The organism is Paenibacillus yanchengensis (assembly GCF_042684845.1).
Classification (GTDB): Bacteria; Bacillota; Bacilli; order Paenibacillales; family Paenibacillaceae; genus Pristimantibacillus; species Pristimantibacillus yanchengensis.
The window spans coordinates 1-19,507 of the sequence record NZ_JBHUMH010000058.1 but is presented as its reverse complement, the minus strand read 5'-3'; the positions used below and the strand labels follow the sequence as shown (position 1 = coordinate 19,507).

The following is a 19,507-nucleotide window of genomic DNA, read 5'->3' as shown; positions in this document are numbered from 1 at the left end:
CTACGAGTGCTAATAAAATGAAAAAAAACAGCTATATATTAAAAGGAGGCTATTTTCAATGATTAAACCTTTGGGTGAACGCGTACTTATCGAACCAGTTGCAAAAGAGGAGACGACGGCTAGCGGTATTGTATTACCAGATACAGCCAAGGAAAAGCCGCAAGAGGGCATAGTTGTAGCCGTAGGCAGCGGTACGCTAAAGGATGGTGTACGTGTTGCATTGGAAGTAAAAGAAGGCGACCGCGTTCTATTCTCCAAATATGCGGGCACTGAACTCAAGTACGAAGGAAAAGAGTACTTGATTATGAAAGAAAGCGACATTCACGCTATTTTCGGATAATACCGACTTTACAATACTAGAGTAAGATAATAAAAATTAGGAGGTATTTGATTCATGGCAAAGGATATTAGATTCAGCGAAGATGCTCGTCAAGCGATGCTACGTGGAGTGGAAACACTAACAAATGCAGTAAAAGTAACACTAGGACCAAAAGGTCGTAACGTTGTACTAGAGAAAAAATTTGGTAGCCCGTTAATTACTAATGACGGTGTTTCTATCGCTAAAGAAATTGAACTAGAAGATGCATTTGAAAATATGGGTGCTCAGCTAGTAAAAGAAGTTGCTACAAAAACGAACGACGTTGCTGGTGACGGTACTACGACAGCAACAGTTCTAGCACAAGCAATGATCCGTGAAGGTCTAAAAAACGTAACTGCTGGTGCAAACCCAATGATTATTCGTAAAGGTATCGAGAAAGCTGTTCGTGCTGCAGTAGCAGAACTAAAAATTATCTCTAAACCAATCGAAGGTCGTCAATCGATCGCACAAGTTGCTTCTATTTCATCAGGTGATGATGAAGTTGGTAACTTGATCGCAGAAGCTATGGAAAAAGTAGGAAATGACGGCGTTATTACTGTAGAAGAGTCAAAAGGCTTTGAAACAGAAATGGAAGTAGTAGAAGGTATGCAATTCGACCGTGGCTACATCTCACCATATATGATTACTGATACAGATAAAATGGAAGCTGTCCTAGACAATCCATATATTTTGATCACTGATAAAAAGATCACTAACATACAAGAAATTTTACCGGTGCTAGAGAAAGTTGTACAATCTGGCAAACAACTACTTATTATTGCAGAAGACGTAGAAGGCGAAGCGCAAGCAACGCTTGTTGTGAACAAATTGCGTGGAACATTTACGTGTGTTGCTGTTAAAGCTCCAGGTTTTGGTGATCGTCGCAAAGCGATGCTACAAGACATTGCTGCATTAACAGGTGGACAAGTTATTACAGAAGAACTAGGACTAGATTTGAAATCTACTGATATTACACAGCTAGGTTCTGCTCGTCAAATCCACATCACAAAAGAAAACACAATCATCGTTGATGGTAGCGGAAATAAAGATGACATTAATGCACGTGTCAACCAAATTCGCGCACAACTAGAAGAAACAACTTCTGACTTTGACCGTGAAAAACTACAAGAGCGTCTAGCTAAATTAGCTGGCGGTGTAGCAGTTATTAAAGTTGGAGCAGCTACAGAAACAGAATTGAAAGAGCGTAAACTTCGTATTGAAGATGCTCTGAACTCCACTCGTGCTGCTGTTGAAGAAGGTATCGTATCCGGTGGTGGTACTGCTCTAATCAACGTATTTGCTGCTGTAAGTGCAGTAGAAGCAGAAGGCGACGAGCAAACAGGCGTTAACATCGTACTACGTTCCCTAGAAGAGCCAGTTCGCACAATTGCTGCTAACGCTGGTGAAGAAGGATCTGTTATCGTAGATCGCCTGAAAAAAGAAGCAATCGGTATCGGCTTTAACGCTGCTACTGGTAAATTCGTTGACATGATCGAAGCAGGTATCGTTGACCCTGCCAAAGTTACTCGTTCCGCACTACAAAACGCAGCATCTGTTGCAGCTATGTTCCTGACAACAGAAGCAGTTGTAGCTGACAAACCAGAACCAAACGCACCTGCAATGCCTGATATGGGCGGCATGGGTGGAATGGGCGGCATGATGTAAGGACTGACCAGCCTTTCGAGTCTGTCAGCTTTGCTGCATCAGAGCCTTTGAGCTCCTTAAATTAAAGTTAGTTTTACTTCGATTTAAGAAGCAATCACAGTTACAAATAATAAATCAAGCAATGACCACTTCTTAATAATTTTATTAGGGAGTGGTTTTTTGTGTTGTTGATCCAGTGACTATAAATTACTTTTTAAACCATTTCTGTAACTCAATTATCAATGGTTGATGCTGTCAGGAATGTTTATAAAGAAACCAATGTTATGGTTGGTAGTCCATTAGAGCCATTGGTATCTTACATTGAAAAAATCTTACAATTACAAAAAAACGCCACGTAGAAATTGATATTGAGAAAAATATTATATAAAAGTAGAGCTATCTTTGTAGATGCCGCGCATACAAAAGCACGATATAATCAGACATCTCCTAATCAGGCTTTCAACCATTTCATCAAACTTAAGTCGATAAGCTTGTTCAAACGTATGCGAGGCAATATGAAAGTGGGTTTGCACAGTCGGCTTACATACAAAAAAGCAGAACGAAAAATGATCCATTTTCCGCCCCGCTTTCATTTTAGAATCTTAAAGGATAGTTCTTCAGATTATTTCCTTAATTAAAATTAAAATTTAGCTACATAAGTCAGGTCTAGATCAATCGTTCCAGAACATCTACCTCCAGGGGAAGTAGGACCGCTACATGTAACAGTGATTTGAGATAATCCTGTAACTGAAGCCGCAAGAGGAGCATTGCCCCCTTGTCCACCGCTAACTCCTTCAATAAATACAGTCATCGTACAATCGGAATCATTGTTAACGACAACAATGGCATCCGGGTTTTGTCGAGATAGTGATTGAAACAATGTTTGTGTTGTTCCATCACAAGGTTGATCAATTGGAATACATACTTTTACTTCTTTTAGTACTTTTTTGTGATCGCAAATATCTGCAACAGCAATAACATTAGAGGGACGACAATGTTCTTTTTCTTTACTCATAGAATTTCGACTCCTTTTATTTGAGATGCTAGTATAATATTCTCTTCCTTCGCAAACTGACTTTGATAAATATACTAAGAGATTCGCACAATTTTATTGCTTGTAGTTAATAGTTTAACGTGAATGTGCCATTTGATCCTTTTGAAAGTCACTTTTAGCAGATTGATAACCTTTCATTATTCACTATTAAAGTTGAGCTACAAAAGTCAAGTCCAGATCAATCGTTCCAGAACATCTACCTCCAGGGGAAGTAGGACCGCTACATGAGACAGTGATTTGAGATAATCCTGTAACAGAAGCCGCAAGAGGAGCATTGCCCCCTTGACCACCGCGAACTCCTTCAATAAATACAGTCATCGTACAATCGGAATCATTGTTAACGACAACAATGGCATCCGGGTTTTGTCGAGATAGTGATTGAAACAATGTTTGTGTCGATCCATCACAAGGTTGATCAATTGGAATACATACTTTGATTTCTTTCAGTACTCTTTTGTGATCGCAAATATCTGCAACAGCAATAACATCAGAGGGACGACAATGTCCTTTTTCTTTACTCATAGAATTTCAACTCCTTTTATTTGAGATGCTAGTATAATATTCTCTTCCTTCGCAAACTGACTTTGATATATATACTAAGAGATTCGCACAATTTTATTGTTTAGTAGGTTATGATGTCATAAATATTGATCTAATAGAAGACACAGTAGAGCAGGAGGATAAACCATGAACGATGATCAAATCCATTTTAAGTATAGTCCTAATATAAGGAAAATTGGTGTATTGGAGGAGGGGGAGAGTGTTTGTGATTGTTGTGGAAAAACTGTATCCCTATACTATCCGACCATGTATTGCCAAGAAGATATCAATTGTCTTTGTCTATCCTGCATTGCCAGCGGGGCAGCAGTAGCAAAACTTGACGGTGATTTTATTCAAGGTGCGGAAATAGATAAGGTTTCAAATCCAGAGAAGCATAAAGAATTATTCGAAAGGACTCCTGGATATATAAGCTGGCAAGGCGAGTATTGGCTAGCTTGTTGCGATGATTTTTGCGCATATCTTGGGGATGTGGGGACAGCGGAACTGGAAGAGATGGGCGCCCGCGGATGAAGTGATCACAAAATATGAGGAGCGTGACGAGTACGCCGATATAAGAGAATACTTGGTTAAGGCTGGTTCGCTAGCGGGCTATTTATTCCAATGTCTGCATTGCCAAAAATATCATATATGGGTCGATGCAGATTGATTGTGATTGATAACAGCCAACTCGACGGAAACATTGTTCTCAAGGCAGATAATAGTGTGATTTTTGTATATTTATACTAAAATTAAGACAATTTCCCTACTGTGTAGTATACTCATTGAAAAGGTATAGTTCATACAGTAAAGATACACTTGAATCGTTATTGAAGCTGATTGGAATAGGCTACTAATGTCAGATTAAATTTATGTGGATGTTGGGAGGCTCACAATGGTAGATTGTCCATGGTGTCATAAGCAAATTAATAAGAGTAGTTTGATCTGTAAGCATTGTGGTAGAGAAGTTTTTTTCTTGGAGGAATATCAGGAGCTTGAAGGTGATTTTGATATTGATAATGAGGGAGATTTTAGAAGTGACGATAACGAAGAAGATTTTACGTCCACTATCGTTGTAACTTCAACTGATGAATTTAAAGGAGCAGAGATTAGTAAGTATTATGGTATCGTTTATGGTGATGCTGTTATGGGTGCAAATATTGTGAGAGATATGCTCGCTTCCGTCAGAGATGTAGTTGGTGGTAGAAGTGAATCGTATCAAAACCTTCTGGCGAGAGCGAGAGCATTAGCATTAAGAGATATGCAAGTGATGGCTTATAGTAAAGGAGCGAATGGAATCGTTGGGATCAGATTCGATATTGATACAATGCATAGTATGCTAATATGTAACGTTACTGGTACAGCAGTAAACGTCTCTTTCGACAAGTCCTCTGGATCGTCTATATAGAATATACTACAACAGGCTCCTTATCGGTTCTAATGTGAACTGAAAGAGGAGTCTATTGGTTGTTAAGAGATATGGGAATGAAATTATCTTAACAAAGACTAATGGACAAAATGTAATTCCCAATAGAGAACTTTATGGATATGGGTATGACGCTTATTTTATAACAAAAAATCAAGAGGAACTCCAAGAAGAGTTAATTAACTCTAATGTAAAAATAGTCCGTTCATTAGATAATACGGATTACAATAACAAAGAATTTGTAATTGAAGATATAGATGGAAGATGGTTAGGATTTGGGATTAAAGTTTAATTTTCAAATGCGTGGTTCAATTCCACCGTCTTTAGTTGGTATACGCTTTTAGCCTTATTCTTCGTTGTCCATACTAAAGGTGAGGTGAAAAGTATGGACGGATACAAAAAAATAGCCATGCGGTTTTTGATATCAAGTATCATGTGCCCACAACTTGCCCACCTACCCCTCGGTTTTAGAATACTACAGAGAAGAATATTAGAAATTATCTAACGCTACTAGGTGAGTTTGTTGATTATTGTAATGAGCAGGAAGAATATCCCTTTTGGAACAGAGTAAGGCGAAATAGTCGCTTTGCTCTGTTTCTTTTTGTGATCTCAACAATAGCGTTCCAGTATCCGAATACGAATCATTTAGTTGGAAATAATAACCCTTTGAGGTTTCACCTCATGGAGGCTCTGAAAGCCAGCGTCGAGAAAGCGAAAAAGGACAAGGAAACGGCGTGATATTATGACTGGGAAACTAAGCGATTACAACCAAAAAAGGAATTTTGAAAGAACGTTGGAGCCAAAAGGAAGAACAGAAGCTTCGAATGAAGGTCTGAGATTTGTCGTCCAGCACCATATGGCCAGAAGAGAACACTACGATTTACGTTTGGAATGGGAGGGAGTGCTTTTGAGCTGGGCAGTACCCAAGGGGCCATCCTATAATATTCATGACAAGAGACTCGCCATAATGGTAGAGGACCATCCGCTGGAATACAGGAACTTCGAAGGGACGATTCCCAAAGGGGAATACGGTGGCGGAGTGGTCATGCTTTGGGATGAAGGCTACTGGGAACCATATGAAAATGTGGAGCAGGGACTTCGTAAAGGCGAGCTGAAGTTTATTTTGAGAGGAAGACGGCTTAAGGGAAAGTGGGTGTTGGTCCGGTTAAAAGCGAAAGCCGGCGAAAAGCAGGATAACTGGCTTTTGCTGAAGGAAAAAGATGAGCATGTCAAAATAGATGAAGGGATATCAGCATTTAGTACAAGTATCAGAACCGGGCGCACTATGGCGGAGATTGAAGCGGGAGAAGAGGAAAAAATCATAAGGAACCCTTTCAGCAGGGTCAATGTGCAGCTTGCCAAATTAGTTAATGTGATTCCAAAGGATGCGGATTGGTTATACGAGTTGAAATACGACGGGTATAGAATCGTTGCGTTTGTGGAGGGCAACAGTGTCCGGCTAATAACAAGAAACGGTAATGACTATGCGAACAGGTTCCATAGCGTAGCCTCATCCCTTATTGACCTTGCTGCTGGAAGGGCAATGGTTTTGGACGGCGAAATGGCAATCACGGATGAATCAGGAAAGACGGATTTTCAAGCTCTGCAAAACTATTTGAAAAATCCACAAGCCCATAATCTTACTTACATCATCTTTGATCTCCTTGCGTTGGATGGTGTGGATTTTCGTGGGCGTCGTCTGATTGACAGAAAAGAAATGCTGGAGACTTTGATGGAAAATGCCCCGAGCAACCTTTACTACAGCCGCCATGTCAGTGGGAACGGCAAAGAAAGTTTTGCTGCCGCCTGTGAGGCCGATATGGAAGGGATAATAGGCAAAAAGTTCGATTCCTTTTATAGCGGAACAAGGAGCGGCGACTGGATCAAGCTGAAATGTGACAAAAGACAGGAATTCGTTATCGGAGGATATTCCCAATCAGATAAAAAAACGAGCGGGATAAGCTCGCTTCTACTTGGTGTCTACGAAGGTGAGGAATTAGTCTATGCCGGAAGAGCAGGCACTGGAATGAGCGAGGCTGACATGAATACGCTTGAGGAAAAATTTGAGAACATAAAGAGACAGGATCCGCCTTTCAAAGTCGCGCCAAAAGCCAGACTTAGACCGAAGGAAAAGCTTACATGGCTTGAACCTGAACTGGTGGCGGAAATCAAATTTGCCGAATGGACCAAAGATAATTTATTAAGGCAAGCAAGCTTCAAAGGCTTGAGGACAGATAAAGATCCCAGGGAGATAAAAAAGGAAAAAGCAGAGGATGAACTACAACCGGAATCCTCCGCTATCGAGGTGGAGAGATCAATGATAACAAATGCAAATAGCATTATAATCGCAGGAATCAAAATTACAAACCCGGACAAGGTGTTGTTTGACGAACCTGAAATTACAAAGGAAGACGTGATCCGGTATTATGCAAAGGTTTCGGAATACATGCTGCCCTATGTGAGGCGCAGAATCCTCACTGCTGTACGCTGTCCCAGAGGAATATCACAGACCTGCTTCTATAAAAAGCATCCGGGTCCGGAGAGTAGTAATGTTGTCACGATACCTATTACTACCAGCAGCGGAAAAACGGAAGATTACTTCTATATCGAGAACTTATCCGGGCTTATATCCGAAGCGCAAATGGGTACGCTGGAATTTCATATTTGGGGAAGCCGCGTCGACGAGCTTGAAAAACCTGATATCATGGTTTTTGATCTCGACCCGGATGAAGGAATGGATCTGAGCAGGGTGCGCCAGGGGGCGAGGGATATGAAAAGCATTCTTGCTGAACTATCGCTGGACTCCTATCTCAAGACTAGCGGCGGCAAAGGATACCATGTGGTTGTTCCAATAAAACCGTCTATGACCTGGGATACGTTTCATGATTTTGCAAAGCGCGTTGCCGAAGTGATGGAGCACAAGTGGCCTGACCGCTACACAAGCAATGTCAGAAAGGCCAAACGTGCTGACAAGATATTTATCGACTGGATTCGAAACGGCAGAGGTGCTACAAGTATCGCTCCCTATTCCATAAGAGCGAGAAAAGGAGCCAAGGTGTCTATGCCTATCGCATGGGATGAACTTGATATAGTTGATCCCGACGGCGTCAGTATGGCAGATGCGCTTTTGAGAATAGGTGGAAACGATCCTTGGAAAGATTTTTTTCAAAATAATTAATCGGCGATACAGATACATCCGTTAAGGATACGTTCAGCACAGGTTAATAAGACTCTGTCCTAATGTAGGGAGGTTTCGAGATATTGGCGCCTTTTTTTGGGGTAATTTCGATATGAAAACATTGAGTTGGGTTAAAATACCTTTCGAGAGATTCAGAATGGTATGGCAATACTAAAAACTAAAATTAAAACAATTTTTTAGGGATTTGAAAACAATACTGCGCAGGTGTTACATAACCTAATGTTCCATAAATACGATGATTATTAAACCAATGCGCATAAACTAATATGTTGATTATTGTTAAAACAAGAACTATCTATGTATGAAGACAAACTATTAGTCTTAAAGAATTTGATAGGAGCAACGAGTGACACTACAGCAACTTTTACGGACGATAAAAATTATTTAGCAGATGAGGATGCATTTCTATACTTTGATGGTGACAAGGTAGTATTAACTGAAAATCAAGAATTGATATTAAAAGCGCAATCTTATAGTATAAATAGCTTTCTAAAGTATGAAGAAGATGGGGAGATAAATCTGATGCATATGTTCTAAAGCTATGTTTGAAAATAAATTGCTTACGAAAAGGATTGCGGAATATATGGAGGATAAGCTGAGTATGGAGGAGATTGATGGAATTGCTAAACAGACAGAGTGAATGGAAATGGTTAGTTTTTTTCGTATTAATAGCTTTGAAAAAAACTTTAGGTTACATAACGTTATTAAAAAATAGCATTATGTAACCTGTAGCATTTTTTATATAATGAGGGTGTCCGTAGATTCTATTTTACGATGGAGCAAAACCGATCATCTCTTTAGAGTTATGGGTATAAACTTGTTACTAGGCTAGCAAATCTTTCATTTCTAATAGGATGGGACAATGATCACTCCCCATTATAGTAGTGTCGATTCTGCTATCGGCTATCTTGGACGCGAGCGTCGTTGAAGTAAGGAAATAGTCGATGCGCCAGCCGATATTGCGTTCCCGCACTTTGTTCATATAAGACCACCATGTGTAAGCATCGATTCTGTCAGGATATAGGTACCGGAATGTATCGATGAATCCACTCTTTTGCAGCCGAGTCATGCAAGCACGTTCTTCGTACGTAAAGCCGGAATTTCCTATATTGGACTTGGCGTTTTTGATATCGATTTCCTGATGAGCTACGTTCAAGTCACCGCATACAATTACTGTTTTTTTGTCGTTCAACTGCGTCAAATAGTTCAGGAAGCGCTCTTCCCATTGCAACCGTAGATCTAGACGAGACAGGTCGCGACGGGCGTTAGGCGTATATACATTTACTAAATAAAATGAGTCATATTCCAATGTAATCGTTCTGCCTTCGGACTCGGTATTTTCCTCTAACCCGTACCAGACCGAAAACGGTTTATGCTTCGTAAATATAGCAGTACCCGAATAACCTTTCTTCTCGGCATAATTCCAATACTGCTCGTATTGATCGCCTAATTCTAGCATAATCTGTCCGGCTTGCAGTTTCGTTTCTTGCAGGCAAAAGAAGTCGGCATCGACTGTTTGGAAATAGTCCAAAAATCCTTTTTTTACACAAGCTCTCAGACCGTTAACATTCCAAGATACAAATTTTAAAGTTGCATTCATCATCGTTCACTCATTTTCTTTGGATATAATACTCAATCTTGTGTCTATCATTACTTGCTACAAGTCAATTATAGCATAGTTGTAAAAGGACTCCGAAAAAACACTTTTCGCTATCTTTTCCGTACTTTTTGCTAAAGAATTATGTGCAGAGAACATTTACAATGGACTTATAAAAAGTTTGTGAGGAGGAGCTATATTGTCCTCAAAGTATGATGTTGTTCGTCTGTTTGTTACTATTGGCAACTCAGCAGAATCGTTATACTACAATCTTAGTTTCCAACTATAGTTATAGACAAGCAAATGAGAAAAATAGATGATAGAGGTTACTATTGCAAGATGAAGAAATTAGATTACGTGCTATTCAACGGAAGATTGGGAAGGGGACTTAATGGACAATATTTGGATTTTATTTTGTTCGGACTTACGAAGGAGGAGTTTGTTGAATGGAAAGAGAAGGAGCGAGTTCAAAAGATAGTTTTTAACACATCTTGATTCATGATTGTGCAAATAGGATATAACAGAAATATAGGCTTCTCACAAGTTCGATTGGAACTTAGTGAAAAGCCTTTTTAATGACGCCCATGTTATAACTCATTCTAACTCTTTATCTAACCAAGGAATAACCAAACGGCGTGCTTCATCAGTAGTAGTTGTATGCATTAATTGATTTTTCAGCTCGTCTGCACCGCTAAATCCTTGCGTATAGATTTTGAAAAAACGAAGCAATGGTTTGAATAAGCGCAGTTCGGTTTCTGTTGAATATTGATCATGAAGATCAAGTTGCAGAAGTAGTAACTGAAGGAATTCCTTCGCACTATGTTCACGTGGTTCATGTTCAAAGGCAAACGGATTGGTGAAGATGCCACGGCCAATCATCACGCCATCAACGCCGTATTGATCCGCTAACTTTAAACCTGCTGTCCGGTCAGCAATATCTCCATTAATCGTTAACAACGTATGTGGCGCAATCTCATCACGTAATTGTTTAATTTCCGGAATCAGTTCCCAGTGAGCGGCAACTTTACTCATCTCTTTTTTGGTACGAAGGTGAATCGAGAGATTGGCAATATCTTGTTTTAGCAAATGAGTTAACCAAGCCCGCCATTCATCCACTCTACTATAACCTAACCTAGTTTTGACACTAACCGGTAAACCACCTGCTTTGGTTGCTTCAATAATCGCTGCTGCAAGTTCAGGCTGCCTAATTAATCCGGCTCCTTTTCCACCTGACGAAACGCTTGGCGCTGGACAGCCCATATTCAAATCAATACCGCGAAACCCTAGTTTTTTCATATCTATACTCATCTGTTCAAATAATTCCGGCTTATTTCCCCAAATATGGGCGACAATCGGTTGTTCATCTGCTGTGAACGTTAACCGACCACGTGTATTATTTTTTTCGGTAGGATGACAATACAACTCTGTACTTGTAAATTCAGTGAAAAATACATCCGGCTTCGCAGCTCTACTAATGACATGACGAAAAACAACATCCGTCACATCTTCCATCGGTGCTAATATAAAAAATGGCTTCGGTAAATCCAGCCAAAAGTTTTGTTCGTTACTCATAACTTCTCCTTTATTTGCAACATATCATAATGATCTGGTTACTATAACTATCTTACCCATCATACATAGTATCAATAAATTCGCATCATGCATAGAATCAATTAGCTAAGTAGTAGCGGAATCACATCAGATGTTGGATAAGTTATATGTAGTACATGTTCAATTTGCTTCATATTCGTTATAATAGCAGGTATGTTAAGTTTCGATAGTCTGGTCAGAATTGACGGTTAAATTCATCGTTAAGTCAATGAACGAGTAGTTGAAAGGGGAATTCTTACTTGAATAACTTGAATAATTTGAACCTTATAAAAGAGAAAACATTTCATGTGGAAATTGATCATTTAGATGAAAAAGGAAACGGAAAAGCTATCGTTTGGCGTGAAAGTGATAAAGGCTTCAACCCCAAAAAGCTTACGCTGACAATACCACAGACGCTCATAGGCGAGTCGGTACAAGTTATAGTCGACGACCCAACTAAGAAACGAAGAAAAGTAATGCCAGAAGAAATTTTGACGGCGAGCGACGAACGGACGGAAGTATCATGTCCTCATTTCAAACTTTGTGGAGGTTGCGTATGGCAACATTGGACGTACGAAGGTCAACTAAAATACAAAACAGAATACGTGAAAAATGCCTTGAAACGAGAAGGGTTAAACGCTGACCTCGTACTAGATACGATCGGAATGGACGAGCCTTGGCATTATCGTAACAAAATGGAATTTACCTTTTCACCTGACGGAGATCTTGGCATGCATGAACAAGGAAACTTCCGAAAAATCATTCCGCTCGAAACCTGTCTCATTGCTGGAAAAAATATGGTCGATGGCATGTTGGAAGTTGGTGCATGGGTAAAAGAATTCGGTCTTAAAGGATACGACAAAGACTTACACGCCGGATTACTTCGTCATTTGATGGTACGGGAATCGTTTGCGACTGGTGAGATGATGCTAGCTCTATTTGCTACCCAAACGCCGAATGGCGAATTAACGGCAGCAGTTCAAAACCTAGTTGAGCGAATAACAAACAAATTTCCTAACGTCAAAAGTCTACTCTGGCTAGTCAACACAGACTGGGCAGACCGGACACAATCCGAAGATACTCATCTACTAGCTGGTCGTGATTTCATCTATGACGAAATGGCAGGCTATGGCTATCGTTTGTGGTTTGATACCTTTTTCCAAACTAACCCTGTACAAGCACAAAAACTCGTAGACCTTGCGCTAGAAATGGGGAAACCCCAGCAAGACGAGAAAATGATCGACCTCTTCTGTGGTGTCGGTACGTTCTCCTTACCATTCGCCGCACAAGTGAATGAATTAGCAGGAATCGAAATCGTCGAATCATCCATTGCATCAGCCAAACGAAATGCGATCGACAATGACCTCCATAACACAACATTTCTTGCCCGTGATGCACGCAGGGGGTTAGATGAAATACATGAACAATTCGGATTCGCCGACATGCTACTAATTGACCCACCTCGCAGCGGAGCCGGCGGAAAAGTCATGCGCCGCATCGGTCGCTCCAAACCAAAGCGGATCGTCTACGTATCCTGCAATCCCGACACATTCGCAACGGACGTAGCCGAACTAGTACCTTTTGGCTATGAACTGCAAACCGTGCAACCGGTGGATTTATTTCCGCATACGGTGCATGTGGAGTTGGTAATATTGATGGTAAGAAAAGAGTTGTAACGTATTAACTCAAAAGTGTGAAAAGAACCAGAGACGAGTCATGTGGAGTGCTGTGTGTCGCTTGTGAGGAAATAGTATTTCGAGCCGCATTTACCTATTTATTGATACAAGATGCTCAAGCAGACGATGCTTGAGCCTTTTCATTCTGCTCTTCAGAATCAGGATTAATGGAAGATATTTGAAAAGTACACGCTTTAGAATCGTACTATCTTAAAAGGGGAGATTCTATATTGTTCGATTGGATTTATAAATCTTTTGGTAGGTTTTTCTACTTAATCTTTACTTTTTTCTTGTTATATATGTTTAGCTTTTGGTTAGGAATGAAGGTGGTAGAGCCCTTTTTTAGTGGTAGTTTGCAGCATCCTTTTAGAAATCTATTTTATGGGTGTTTAGTTGGTTCTTTTTTGTCGTTTGCGATAACGGCGGTAGTACATCTAGTTTATAAAAACTTTTCAAGAATACTAATTTTAGCAGTTGGTTCAGAGCGATTAATTTAATTTTTTTGTACCTATCGGGATTAGGGACTGCTATTGTATCTATGAAAGGACTTCTCATAAACGAGGGGCTTGTAACGGGGAACGAGATTATTTTCAACGATCAGTTTAGCTTGCTTGGGATGGTCTTCTTTATAGCTTTGTTCAATTATAATGTGTATAACTCAACTGTGCTTTCTAAAGAGATAAGCACAATTGATTGGATACGCAGCCGTATTAGGGATATTTGCGGAATGTAAGAAATATGGCGCAATGTGTTTAATCAAGCTTCAATTCAACAGCAGAAAATGATGATCCGCACGATTATTGGTGGGATATAGGTTCGAAAGGACGGGATCAAGAATCACTTTAAGCAGCGGGTCAGCCTGTTCATCGGTACGATGGGCGTGGATGTTGGAATCAGCTGGAGGCGGATAAGGTGATTGTTTGAGGCATAAAGGACTAATAAAAACGAGACTCTTGTTACTTGCGGGGGGGGGCTTTTTCATGTAGAAATTTGGAATAATTTCTGGAATTTGTGACGGGATTGAGCTATGATTCTTAGTAGGATTGTAATAGTTTAATGCGATAAAATGGCGCCGCTGTATGTACACGAATTTCTAGTGGGGGTTCAAGAGCGACAGGCTAACTACCAAGCTGGAAAGCTCGAAAGTTTCGCGAATTCCCTACATATATCGTCATTTTCGAAGTTCGTGAATAAGACGTTATAGGAAATCAGCGCAAACATAACCCCAAAAAATGAAGGAGACAATATAGTGAAAAATATCTTAGACATCGATATGGACTTTTTCTTGGACCATATTGCTCATTGGATAAATGGAGATGATCGTTTAGATAGTGACGATTTCAATCCATGGAGTGAACAGGAATTCAGGAAGTTTCTTGAGGACAGATGCTTATTATGTAGAGAGAAACCAATACAAGGAAGAGTTGTAGTAAATCATCACGAGGCATTTTTCTTCTGGGATGAACTCATTAATTCCAATACATTGAAAACTCCTTTTAAAATAACACATATAGATGCCCATTCAGATACTGGTTTAGGAGATAGTGGCTATACTTACATAATGGGACAATTGAATAATCATCCGATCGATAATAGAAGAAGTAATCTTGATACAAAGAAAGTGTATATGGGGAATTATTTATCGTATGCATTAGCATGCGGATGGATCAATGATATCGATTTTGTACTACATGAATCTTGGGATAATGACATTATAAGAGCACATTTAAAAAACTTTTCTGACAAAGAAAAAATGTTTCAGTTCAAGGCATATCCCCAAGATATAAAAATGGGAATGTACTACGATAGGATTATTGATGGAACAATTCTTCCTACAAAATTAGATAAGGAGATTCCATATAAATTAACACCATGGAAAGACTTCCAAGCTAAAGAAAAATTCGATTATATAGTTTTTTGTCAATCACCTGGATATACTCCCAAATCAGCGGACTTTATGTTGGATGTAATACGGGACTACATAGTTGAAATTTGAAGAAGGATTAATTATGTAAGTAATTCGAAGAAGGCGCTGACATCCTATAACACCATATTCACGCATCGGGCCATTCGGCCCTCGGTCCGGCAGAAGTTAAAAGTGGATTCGAAGAGGCATTTCAGTAGCAGAGAAGTAGATTCAGCCGGACACATCCCACCACCTAACCGCATCGCGGCCGCCCTTTGGGCTTAAGGTGGTAGGACGTCGTGAATACAAGAACGTTATGGGACAAGTTCACCAAAGCAAATAAAGATATAATTGATAAAATCAATATATGGAGGAATTATATGAACTTATACGAAGTTGATTATACTAAACCAACAGGAAAATACGCAGCAGCTATTAAAGAATATAATGAATTCTGGAGTCAGGGACAAATTGATTTTTCCAAAGCTTCCGATCCAATTGAAAAGTTTGATGATGAGATGAGGAAGTTTATTTATAACTTCAATTCTAAATTTCCCAATAATGTTGTATGGCATTATCATAGAGATAAAACATCTGTAGATTTAGAAGTAAATGCACTAAGGAAGGTCATTAATTCTGCGAAAAATGAGCATGATATTCAAGATTACATTAAGAAAAATAGAAAGTGGTTTATCCCGGCTTCAATATTTAAAGAGTATAATTTTGGTCACAAAGAGACTTATCTCTTTCCAGAAATGAAGTTAGGAAGTAGCATGCAAGCAGATTATGTTTTATGTGGTAGAAACTCTGATGGATACAGCTTAATCCTTGTTGAATTCGAATCACCGGCGTCAACATTTGTTTTAACTGATGGTTATAAATTATCAGCATCGGCTAATTCTGGCTTAGGTCAGATTAATCAATGGAAAGAGTGGATGGAATCAAATAATACAACATTTTTTAATGAGCATAAATTTACTGAAAAAGGCATAAATGTTCCTATTACAAGGATTCACTATTGTTTAGTGATTAGCAGAAGAAATCAAATGGAGACAAATGATAGAGATCGAAAAAATAGAATAATTAGTGAATCAACGAATTTAAATATAATTAATTACGATAGAGTGTGTGATTATGTTTCTAATCTAGATGAAGGATATAGTACTTATAGATAAAAACATAATATCTGGTGAAATCATCCCATAACACGTCGATTCCCACCATTTCCCTCGATGTCGCGGTTCTTGCGAAGCAAGCACCGCGACACTCTTTCCGCTAAGGCGTTAAAAGAGGGGAACAGCGGGAATCGCGGGAACGTTTTACGGAACATCCGGGACAGAATATCTATGAGTCTGTCCGACGAACCATTTTAAACGCATATTTATCCATAATGATTAATAATTCCGGCATTTTCCCTGTATAAAATAGTCGATCTCGTATGAATATTCGCAAATTTCACTCCGTCGGACAGACTCGTCACTGTGTACTCGTCACATGTGGAGTGTTGTGCGTCGTTAACAAGAACTATTGAATAGAAGCCGCATTTACCTGATAAAGTCCGAACATTCCACTGTTCGGACTTTATATTATTTGGGGGAGCGATCTGATTGAGTGAATGGATCAGAGGCATCTCCGCAGCACAATCCGAGCTAACGCATGGTGTTCAACAAAGTTTCCATCCCGCAGAAGAAAATGATGCTCGGCACGATCATCGGCAGGGTCGATGTTTTCTGGGGAGAGATCAAGGTTCACTTCAAATTGAGGATTAGCCAGTTCATCGGGATGATGGGCGTTGAGGTTGGGAATCAGGTGGATGCGGATAAGGTGCTTGAGTAAGGTATACAGAACTAAAACAACAAAGTTCCTACTTTTCGCAGGAACCTCGACATATTTAACTGAACATTTTTTATTTTCGAGCTAATTCGACATTTATTTTATAGTCCTTGAGATACAATGATAATAGGTCTTTAAGTTTAATTGCAGATATATTACTATCAATAGGAGCTGATTTAGAACATGGGAATTCGAGATCAAAAACTAATTTATCATCTTACAAGCATTCAAAATTTCGAATCAATTCTTCAAAATGGATTGTTACCTAGAAATCAACTAGATGGTTTTGTGGATATTGCTGATGCAGAAATTATTGAGTTTAGAGAAGAGCATGATATTACAAACTATGTTCCGTTCCATTTTTTTTCAAAAAATCCTTTCGACGGTAGGGTGCAAATAGATAATCCTGATGATGAGTTTATTTACATCTGTTTGAAAAGAAGTTATGCAAAAGATAATGATTTCCTAATCATCCCCCAACATCCAATTTCTATGGAAGAATTTGAAATGTACGCCTATGATGATGGTTTTGAACTGATTGATTGGGTTACAATGGATAAAAGAGACTACGGTGATGCTACATGCAAAAATGTATGTATGGCAGAGTGTGTTTCGTCTTTAGCTGTTAGTTCGGATGATTTTCACAGCATCTACGTAAAAAGTACAGAGCATGAAGAGCGTATAAAAGAATTGTCTCTTGCTCATTACGAAGAAATCCCCTTTAAGATAAATGTTAATTCAAAAATGTTCTTGGATTGATGTAACATTGAATTTTTGTAAGGAAAGCTGTTGAGAATTTTAAGGACAGTGATGGATTATACCGCGCAAATTATAAAAACAATGTGCTAATGGTGAAAGTAATTCCCTTACATAAAAACGGGTGCATTTAGTTTATTTCAAAAAGGTTCATATTAATGGTAAATGGACCTTTTTGAAATAAAAGTAAAGTCTTTAGCATTCTATTTCACGATTGTGTATACTGATAACTAAACATGGTTTTAACTTGTGTAGGCATATGGTTCATAGATGTTTGTTACGATGAGACTAACTTTTATAATTGCGTTTAGAAGATAGGAAGTGTAGATGTGATTAAATTTGTGAAAGGTAACTTATTTGATACTGATGCAGAAGCTATTGTTAATACAGTGAATTGTGTTGGGGTGATGGGAAAAGGAATTGCACTACATGTGAAAAAAAGATACCCGAACGTATTTAAAGAATATAAAATAATGTGCGATAATAAAGAATTAAAGCCAGGGATAATGCAAACTGTTTCCACGGGGAATTTACTTGGGATTCAATATGTAGTTAACTTTCCGACCAAACGACATTGGAAGGCGCGGTCGAAAATTGAGGATATAGAGCTTGGACTAAATGCATTAGTCAAAGAAATTAATAGAATGAACATCAAATCAATTGCATTACCGCCTTTAGGGTGCGGCAATGGAGGTCTAGATTGGAATGATGTAAAGCCTTTAATTGTGAATTCACTTAACTATCTAGAGAACGTTGAAGTTAAAGTATATGAGCCTTCAAACATTGTTGAAAGTAAGGTTGATTTGTATTCTAATACTGACCTTTTTACTATAGAAACTAAGCCTAAATTAACAGAAGGTAGAAAGGATTTGTTGAGTCTTTTATTGGCATATACAAAAGAAACATTTACTATTTCTGTAAATGAAATTCACAATCTAGCATTCATCTTGCAAACAACGGGTCACACACTAAATTTGAACTTCACTCCATACTCAAACGGATTAATTTCTGAGGGGCTAAACCTAGTTTTATCCAAACTGAATAACCATTACTTAATAGCCTATAGCCAGCCTAATAAAACATCCGTAATTAGAGTTATTGAAGATGAGTTTAAAAATTACTTAAATCAAGACAATAGTCCGATGTGCAGTGCCAGTATAGATAATGTGATTCAAAGTATTGAGGGGTATCGAAGTGAAGCTGGGCTTGAGTTGTACTCGAAGGTGGTATGGGAAGCGAGAAAAACACATGATTTAAATACTATAATAAAAAATGTTATGAACTGGGAGACTCAGAACAGAACTCTATATAAAGAGGCGGATATTAAAAGTGTTTATTCACATCTAATTAGTAGCCCTTATTTTACTTTTTCAAATATGTAATATTGAGAGTGAATGAAGTCTTGCTCTTACATTGTAAATTTTTATGGGTGTGTAAATGACCATCCGTGGTAGCGCATATCGCTGGCAGCGATCAGTCCGCAGTTCGATTCTGCGTAGAGCGTCAATTGTGAGAGAATATGAGCTTACGTCATCAGCATTAGATAGATGGATTAAACAAGCGCAAACTACAGGTTCTTTCAAAGAAAAGGATAATCGATCCCCAGAAGAAAACGAACTTATCGCACTACGAAAAGAAATTCAGCAACTTAAGATGGAGAACGACACTCTAAAGCAAGCAGCGCTGATCACTATTTGTCAATAATGGGCAGTCGGCACATGTGGAGTGTGTGGCGGTGTTGGTTAGGACGTAATTTAACAGGACCGCATTTACCTTCCTTAAAGATAAAATAGCCTAAGTGCTGTGAAGTGCTCCCTGTCAAGTGGACAGTGTAAAAAACAAAAATAGTTAGGTTAGATACCTCGGCTCGTTTTAACAGAGCTGAGGTTCTTTTCGTTACGCAGCTCTTCGGTATTCGTTAGGTGAAAAGT

Annotated in this window: 20 protein-coding genes and 1 pseudogene; 16 read left to right on the top strand and 5 right to left on the bottom strand. The window is 39.0% G+C overall.

Annotated features, from left to right (window positions below; all coding sequences use genetic code 11):
• Positions 1 to 58 precede the first annotated feature (58 nt).
• Together groES and groL are read left to right on the top strand one after the other, a co-directional pair.
• Positions 59 to 340: a co-chaperone GroES gene (groES, locus tag ACFSTH_RS15825; protein WP_377769854.1), complete on the top strand. Its 282-nt coding sequence runs from the start codon at positions 59 to 61 to the stop codon at positions 338 to 340.
• Between the two features lie 54 nt (positions 341 to 394).
• Positions 395 to 2,023: a chaperonin GroEL gene (gene groL / locus ACFSTH_RS15820; protein ID WP_377769853.1), complete on the top strand. Its 1,629-nt coding sequence runs from the start codon at positions 395 to 397 to the stop codon at positions 2,021 to 2,023.
• 619 nt (positions 2,024 to 2,642) lie between these two features.
• On the opposite strand, the gene ACFSTH_RS15815 is transcribed toward groL, so the two are convergent.
• Together ACFSTH_RS15815 and ACFSTH_RS15810 are read right to left on the bottom strand one after the other, a co-directional pair.
• A complete protein-coding gene (locus tag ACFSTH_RS15815; RefSeq protein ID WP_377769852.1) occupies positions 2,643 to 3,017 on the bottom strand; it encodes an S-Ena type endospore appendage in 375 nt (124 codons plus the stop codon).
• Between the two features lie 186 nt (positions 3,018 to 3,203).
• Positions 3,204 to 3,578 carry an S-Ena type endospore appendage gene (locus tag ACFSTH_RS15810; protein ID WP_377769851.1) on the bottom strand — a complete coding sequence of 125 codons (375 nt, stop codon included), beginning with the start codon at positions 3,576 to 3,578 and terminating at the stop codon, positions 3,204 to 3,206.
• Between the two features lie 165 nt (positions 3,579 to 3,743).
• Here ACFSTH_RS15810 and ACFSTH_RS15805 point away from each other — a divergent pair, with 165 nt between their 5' ends.
• The 5 genes from ACFSTH_RS15805 to ligD all read left to right on the top strand — a co-directional run bounded on the left by ACFSTH_RS15805 (position 3,744) and on the right by ligD (position 8,197).
• The gene (locus ACFSTH_RS15805) at positions 3,744 to 4,127 is read left to right on the top strand and encodes a CbrC family protein (protein ID WP_377769850.1); all 384 of its coding nucleotides are present in this window, start codon (positions 3,744 to 3,746) and stop codon (positions 4,125 to 4,127) included.
• Positions 4,060 to 4,263, top strand: coding sequence for a CbrC family protein (locus ACFSTH_RS15800; protein WP_377769849.1), 204 nt, complete (start codon positions 4,060 to 4,062; stop codon positions 4,261 to 4,263). The genes ACFSTH_RS15805 and ACFSTH_RS15800 overlap by 68 nt, the downstream gene beginning before the upstream one ends.
• A gap of 399 nt (positions 4,264 to 4,662) precedes the next feature.
• The gene (locus ACFSTH_RS15795; RefSeq protein WP_377769939.1) at positions 4,663 to 5,001 is read left to right on the top strand and encodes a heavy metal-binding domain-containing protein; all 339 of its coding nucleotides are present in this window, start codon (positions 4,663 to 4,665) and stop codon (positions 4,999 to 5,001) included.
• Positions 5,002 to 5,056: 55 nt separating this feature from the next.
• Positions 5,057 to 5,311: a hypothetical protein gene (locus ACFSTH_RS15790; RefSeq protein WP_377769848.1), complete on the top strand. Its 255-nt coding sequence runs from the start codon at positions 5,057 to 5,059 to the stop codon at positions 5,309 to 5,311.
• Between the two features lie 450 nt (positions 5,312 to 5,761).
• Positions 5,762 to 8,197, top strand: a complete 2,436-nt coding sequence (gene ligD / locus ACFSTH_RS15785; RefSeq protein ID WP_377769847.1) for a DNA ligase D — start codon at positions 5,762 to 5,764, stop codon at positions 8,195 to 8,197.
• A gap of 184 nt (positions 8,198 to 8,381) precedes the next feature.
• On the opposite strand, the gene ACFSTH_RS15780 is transcribed toward ligD, so the two are convergent.
• A complete protein-coding gene (locus ACFSTH_RS15780; RefSeq protein ID WP_377769938.1) occupies positions 8,382 to 8,486 on the bottom strand; it encodes an IS3 family transposase in 105 nt (34 codons plus the stop codon).
• Between the two features lie 29 nt (positions 8,487 to 8,515).
• Here ACFSTH_RS15780 and ACFSTH_RS15775 point away from each other — a divergent pair, with 29 nt between their 5' ends.
• Positions 8,516 to 8,755 carry a hypothetical protein gene (locus tag ACFSTH_RS15775; RefSeq protein ID WP_377769846.1) on the top strand — a complete coding sequence of 80 codons (240 nt, stop codon included), beginning with the start codon at positions 8,516 to 8,518 and terminating at the stop codon, positions 8,753 to 8,755.
• Positions 8,756 to 9,041: 286 nt separating this feature from the next.
• Here the strand turns inward: ACFSTH_RS15775 and ACFSTH_RS15770 are convergent, their stop codons facing one another.
• Together ACFSTH_RS15770 and ACFSTH_RS15765 are read right to left on the bottom strand one after the other, a co-directional pair.
• Complete coding sequence (locus tag ACFSTH_RS15770) at positions 9,042 to 9,821, bottom strand: exodeoxyribonuclease III (RefSeq protein WP_377769845.1); 780 nt, start codon at positions 9,819 to 9,821, stop codon at positions 9,042 to 9,044.
• 588 nt (positions 9,822 to 10,409) lie between these two features.
• The gene (locus tag ACFSTH_RS15765) at positions 10,410 to 11,387 is read right to left on the bottom strand and encodes a tRNA dihydrouridine synthase (protein ID WP_377769843.1); all 978 of its coding nucleotides are present in this window, start codon (positions 11,385 to 11,387) and stop codon (positions 10,410 to 10,412) included.
• 296 nt (positions 11,388 to 11,683) lie between these two features.
• On the opposite strand from ACFSTH_RS15765, the gene rlmD reads away from it, so the two are divergent.
• The 8 genes and pseudogenes from rlmD to ACFSTH_RS15725 form a co-directional block, all read left to right on the top strand.
• A complete protein-coding gene (rlmD, locus tag ACFSTH_RS15760; RefSeq protein WP_377769937.1) occupies positions 11,684 to 13,081 on the top strand; it encodes a 23S rRNA (uracil(1939)-C(5))-methyltransferase RlmD in 1,398 nt (465 codons plus the stop codon).
• Positions 13,082 to 13,311: 230 nt separating this feature from the next.
• A complete protein-coding gene (locus ACFSTH_RS15755; RefSeq protein ID WP_377769842.1) occupies positions 13,312 to 13,578 on the top strand; it encodes a hypothetical protein in 267 nt (88 codons plus the stop codon).
• Positions 13,579 to 14,330: 752 nt separating this feature from the next.
• Positions 14,331 to 15,077, top strand: coding sequence for a peptide arginase family protein (locus ACFSTH_RS15750; RefSeq protein ID WP_377769841.1), 747 nt, complete (start codon positions 14,331 to 14,333; stop codon positions 15,075 to 15,077).
• A 209-nt stretch (positions 15,078 to 15,286) separates the two neighbouring features.
• Entirely contained in the window at positions 15,287 to 16,162 is an 876-nt protein-coding gene (locus ACFSTH_RS15745) for a Shedu anti-phage system protein SduA domain-containing protein (protein WP_377769840.1), read from the top strand.
• 481 nt (positions 16,163 to 16,643) lie between these two features.
• A complete protein-coding gene (locus ACFSTH_RS15740) occupies positions 16,644 to 16,823 on the top strand; it encodes a hypothetical protein (protein ID WP_377769839.1) in 180 nt (59 codons plus the stop codon).
• A 180-nt stretch (positions 16,824 to 17,003) separates the two neighbouring features.
• Positions 17,004 to 17,579, top strand: coding sequence for a DarT ssDNA thymidine ADP-ribosyltransferase family protein (locus ACFSTH_RS15735; RefSeq protein ID WP_377769838.1), 576 nt, complete (start codon positions 17,004 to 17,006; stop codon positions 17,577 to 17,579).
• A gap of 326 nt (positions 17,580 to 17,905) precedes the next feature.
• Positions 17,906 to 18,958 carry a type II toxin-antitoxin system antitoxin DNA ADP-ribosyl glycohydrolase DarG gene (darG, locus tag ACFSTH_RS15730; protein WP_377769837.1) on the top strand — a complete coding sequence of 351 codons (1,053 nt, stop codon included), beginning with the start codon at positions 17,906 to 17,908 and terminating at the stop codon, positions 18,956 to 18,958.
• 118 nt (positions 18,959 to 19,076) lie between these two features.
• Positions 19,077 to 19,265 (top strand): annotated as a pseudogene (locus ACFSTH_RS15725) (transposase); the annotation flags it as partial.
• Between the last annotated feature and the right edge of the window lie 242 nt (positions 19,266 to 19,507).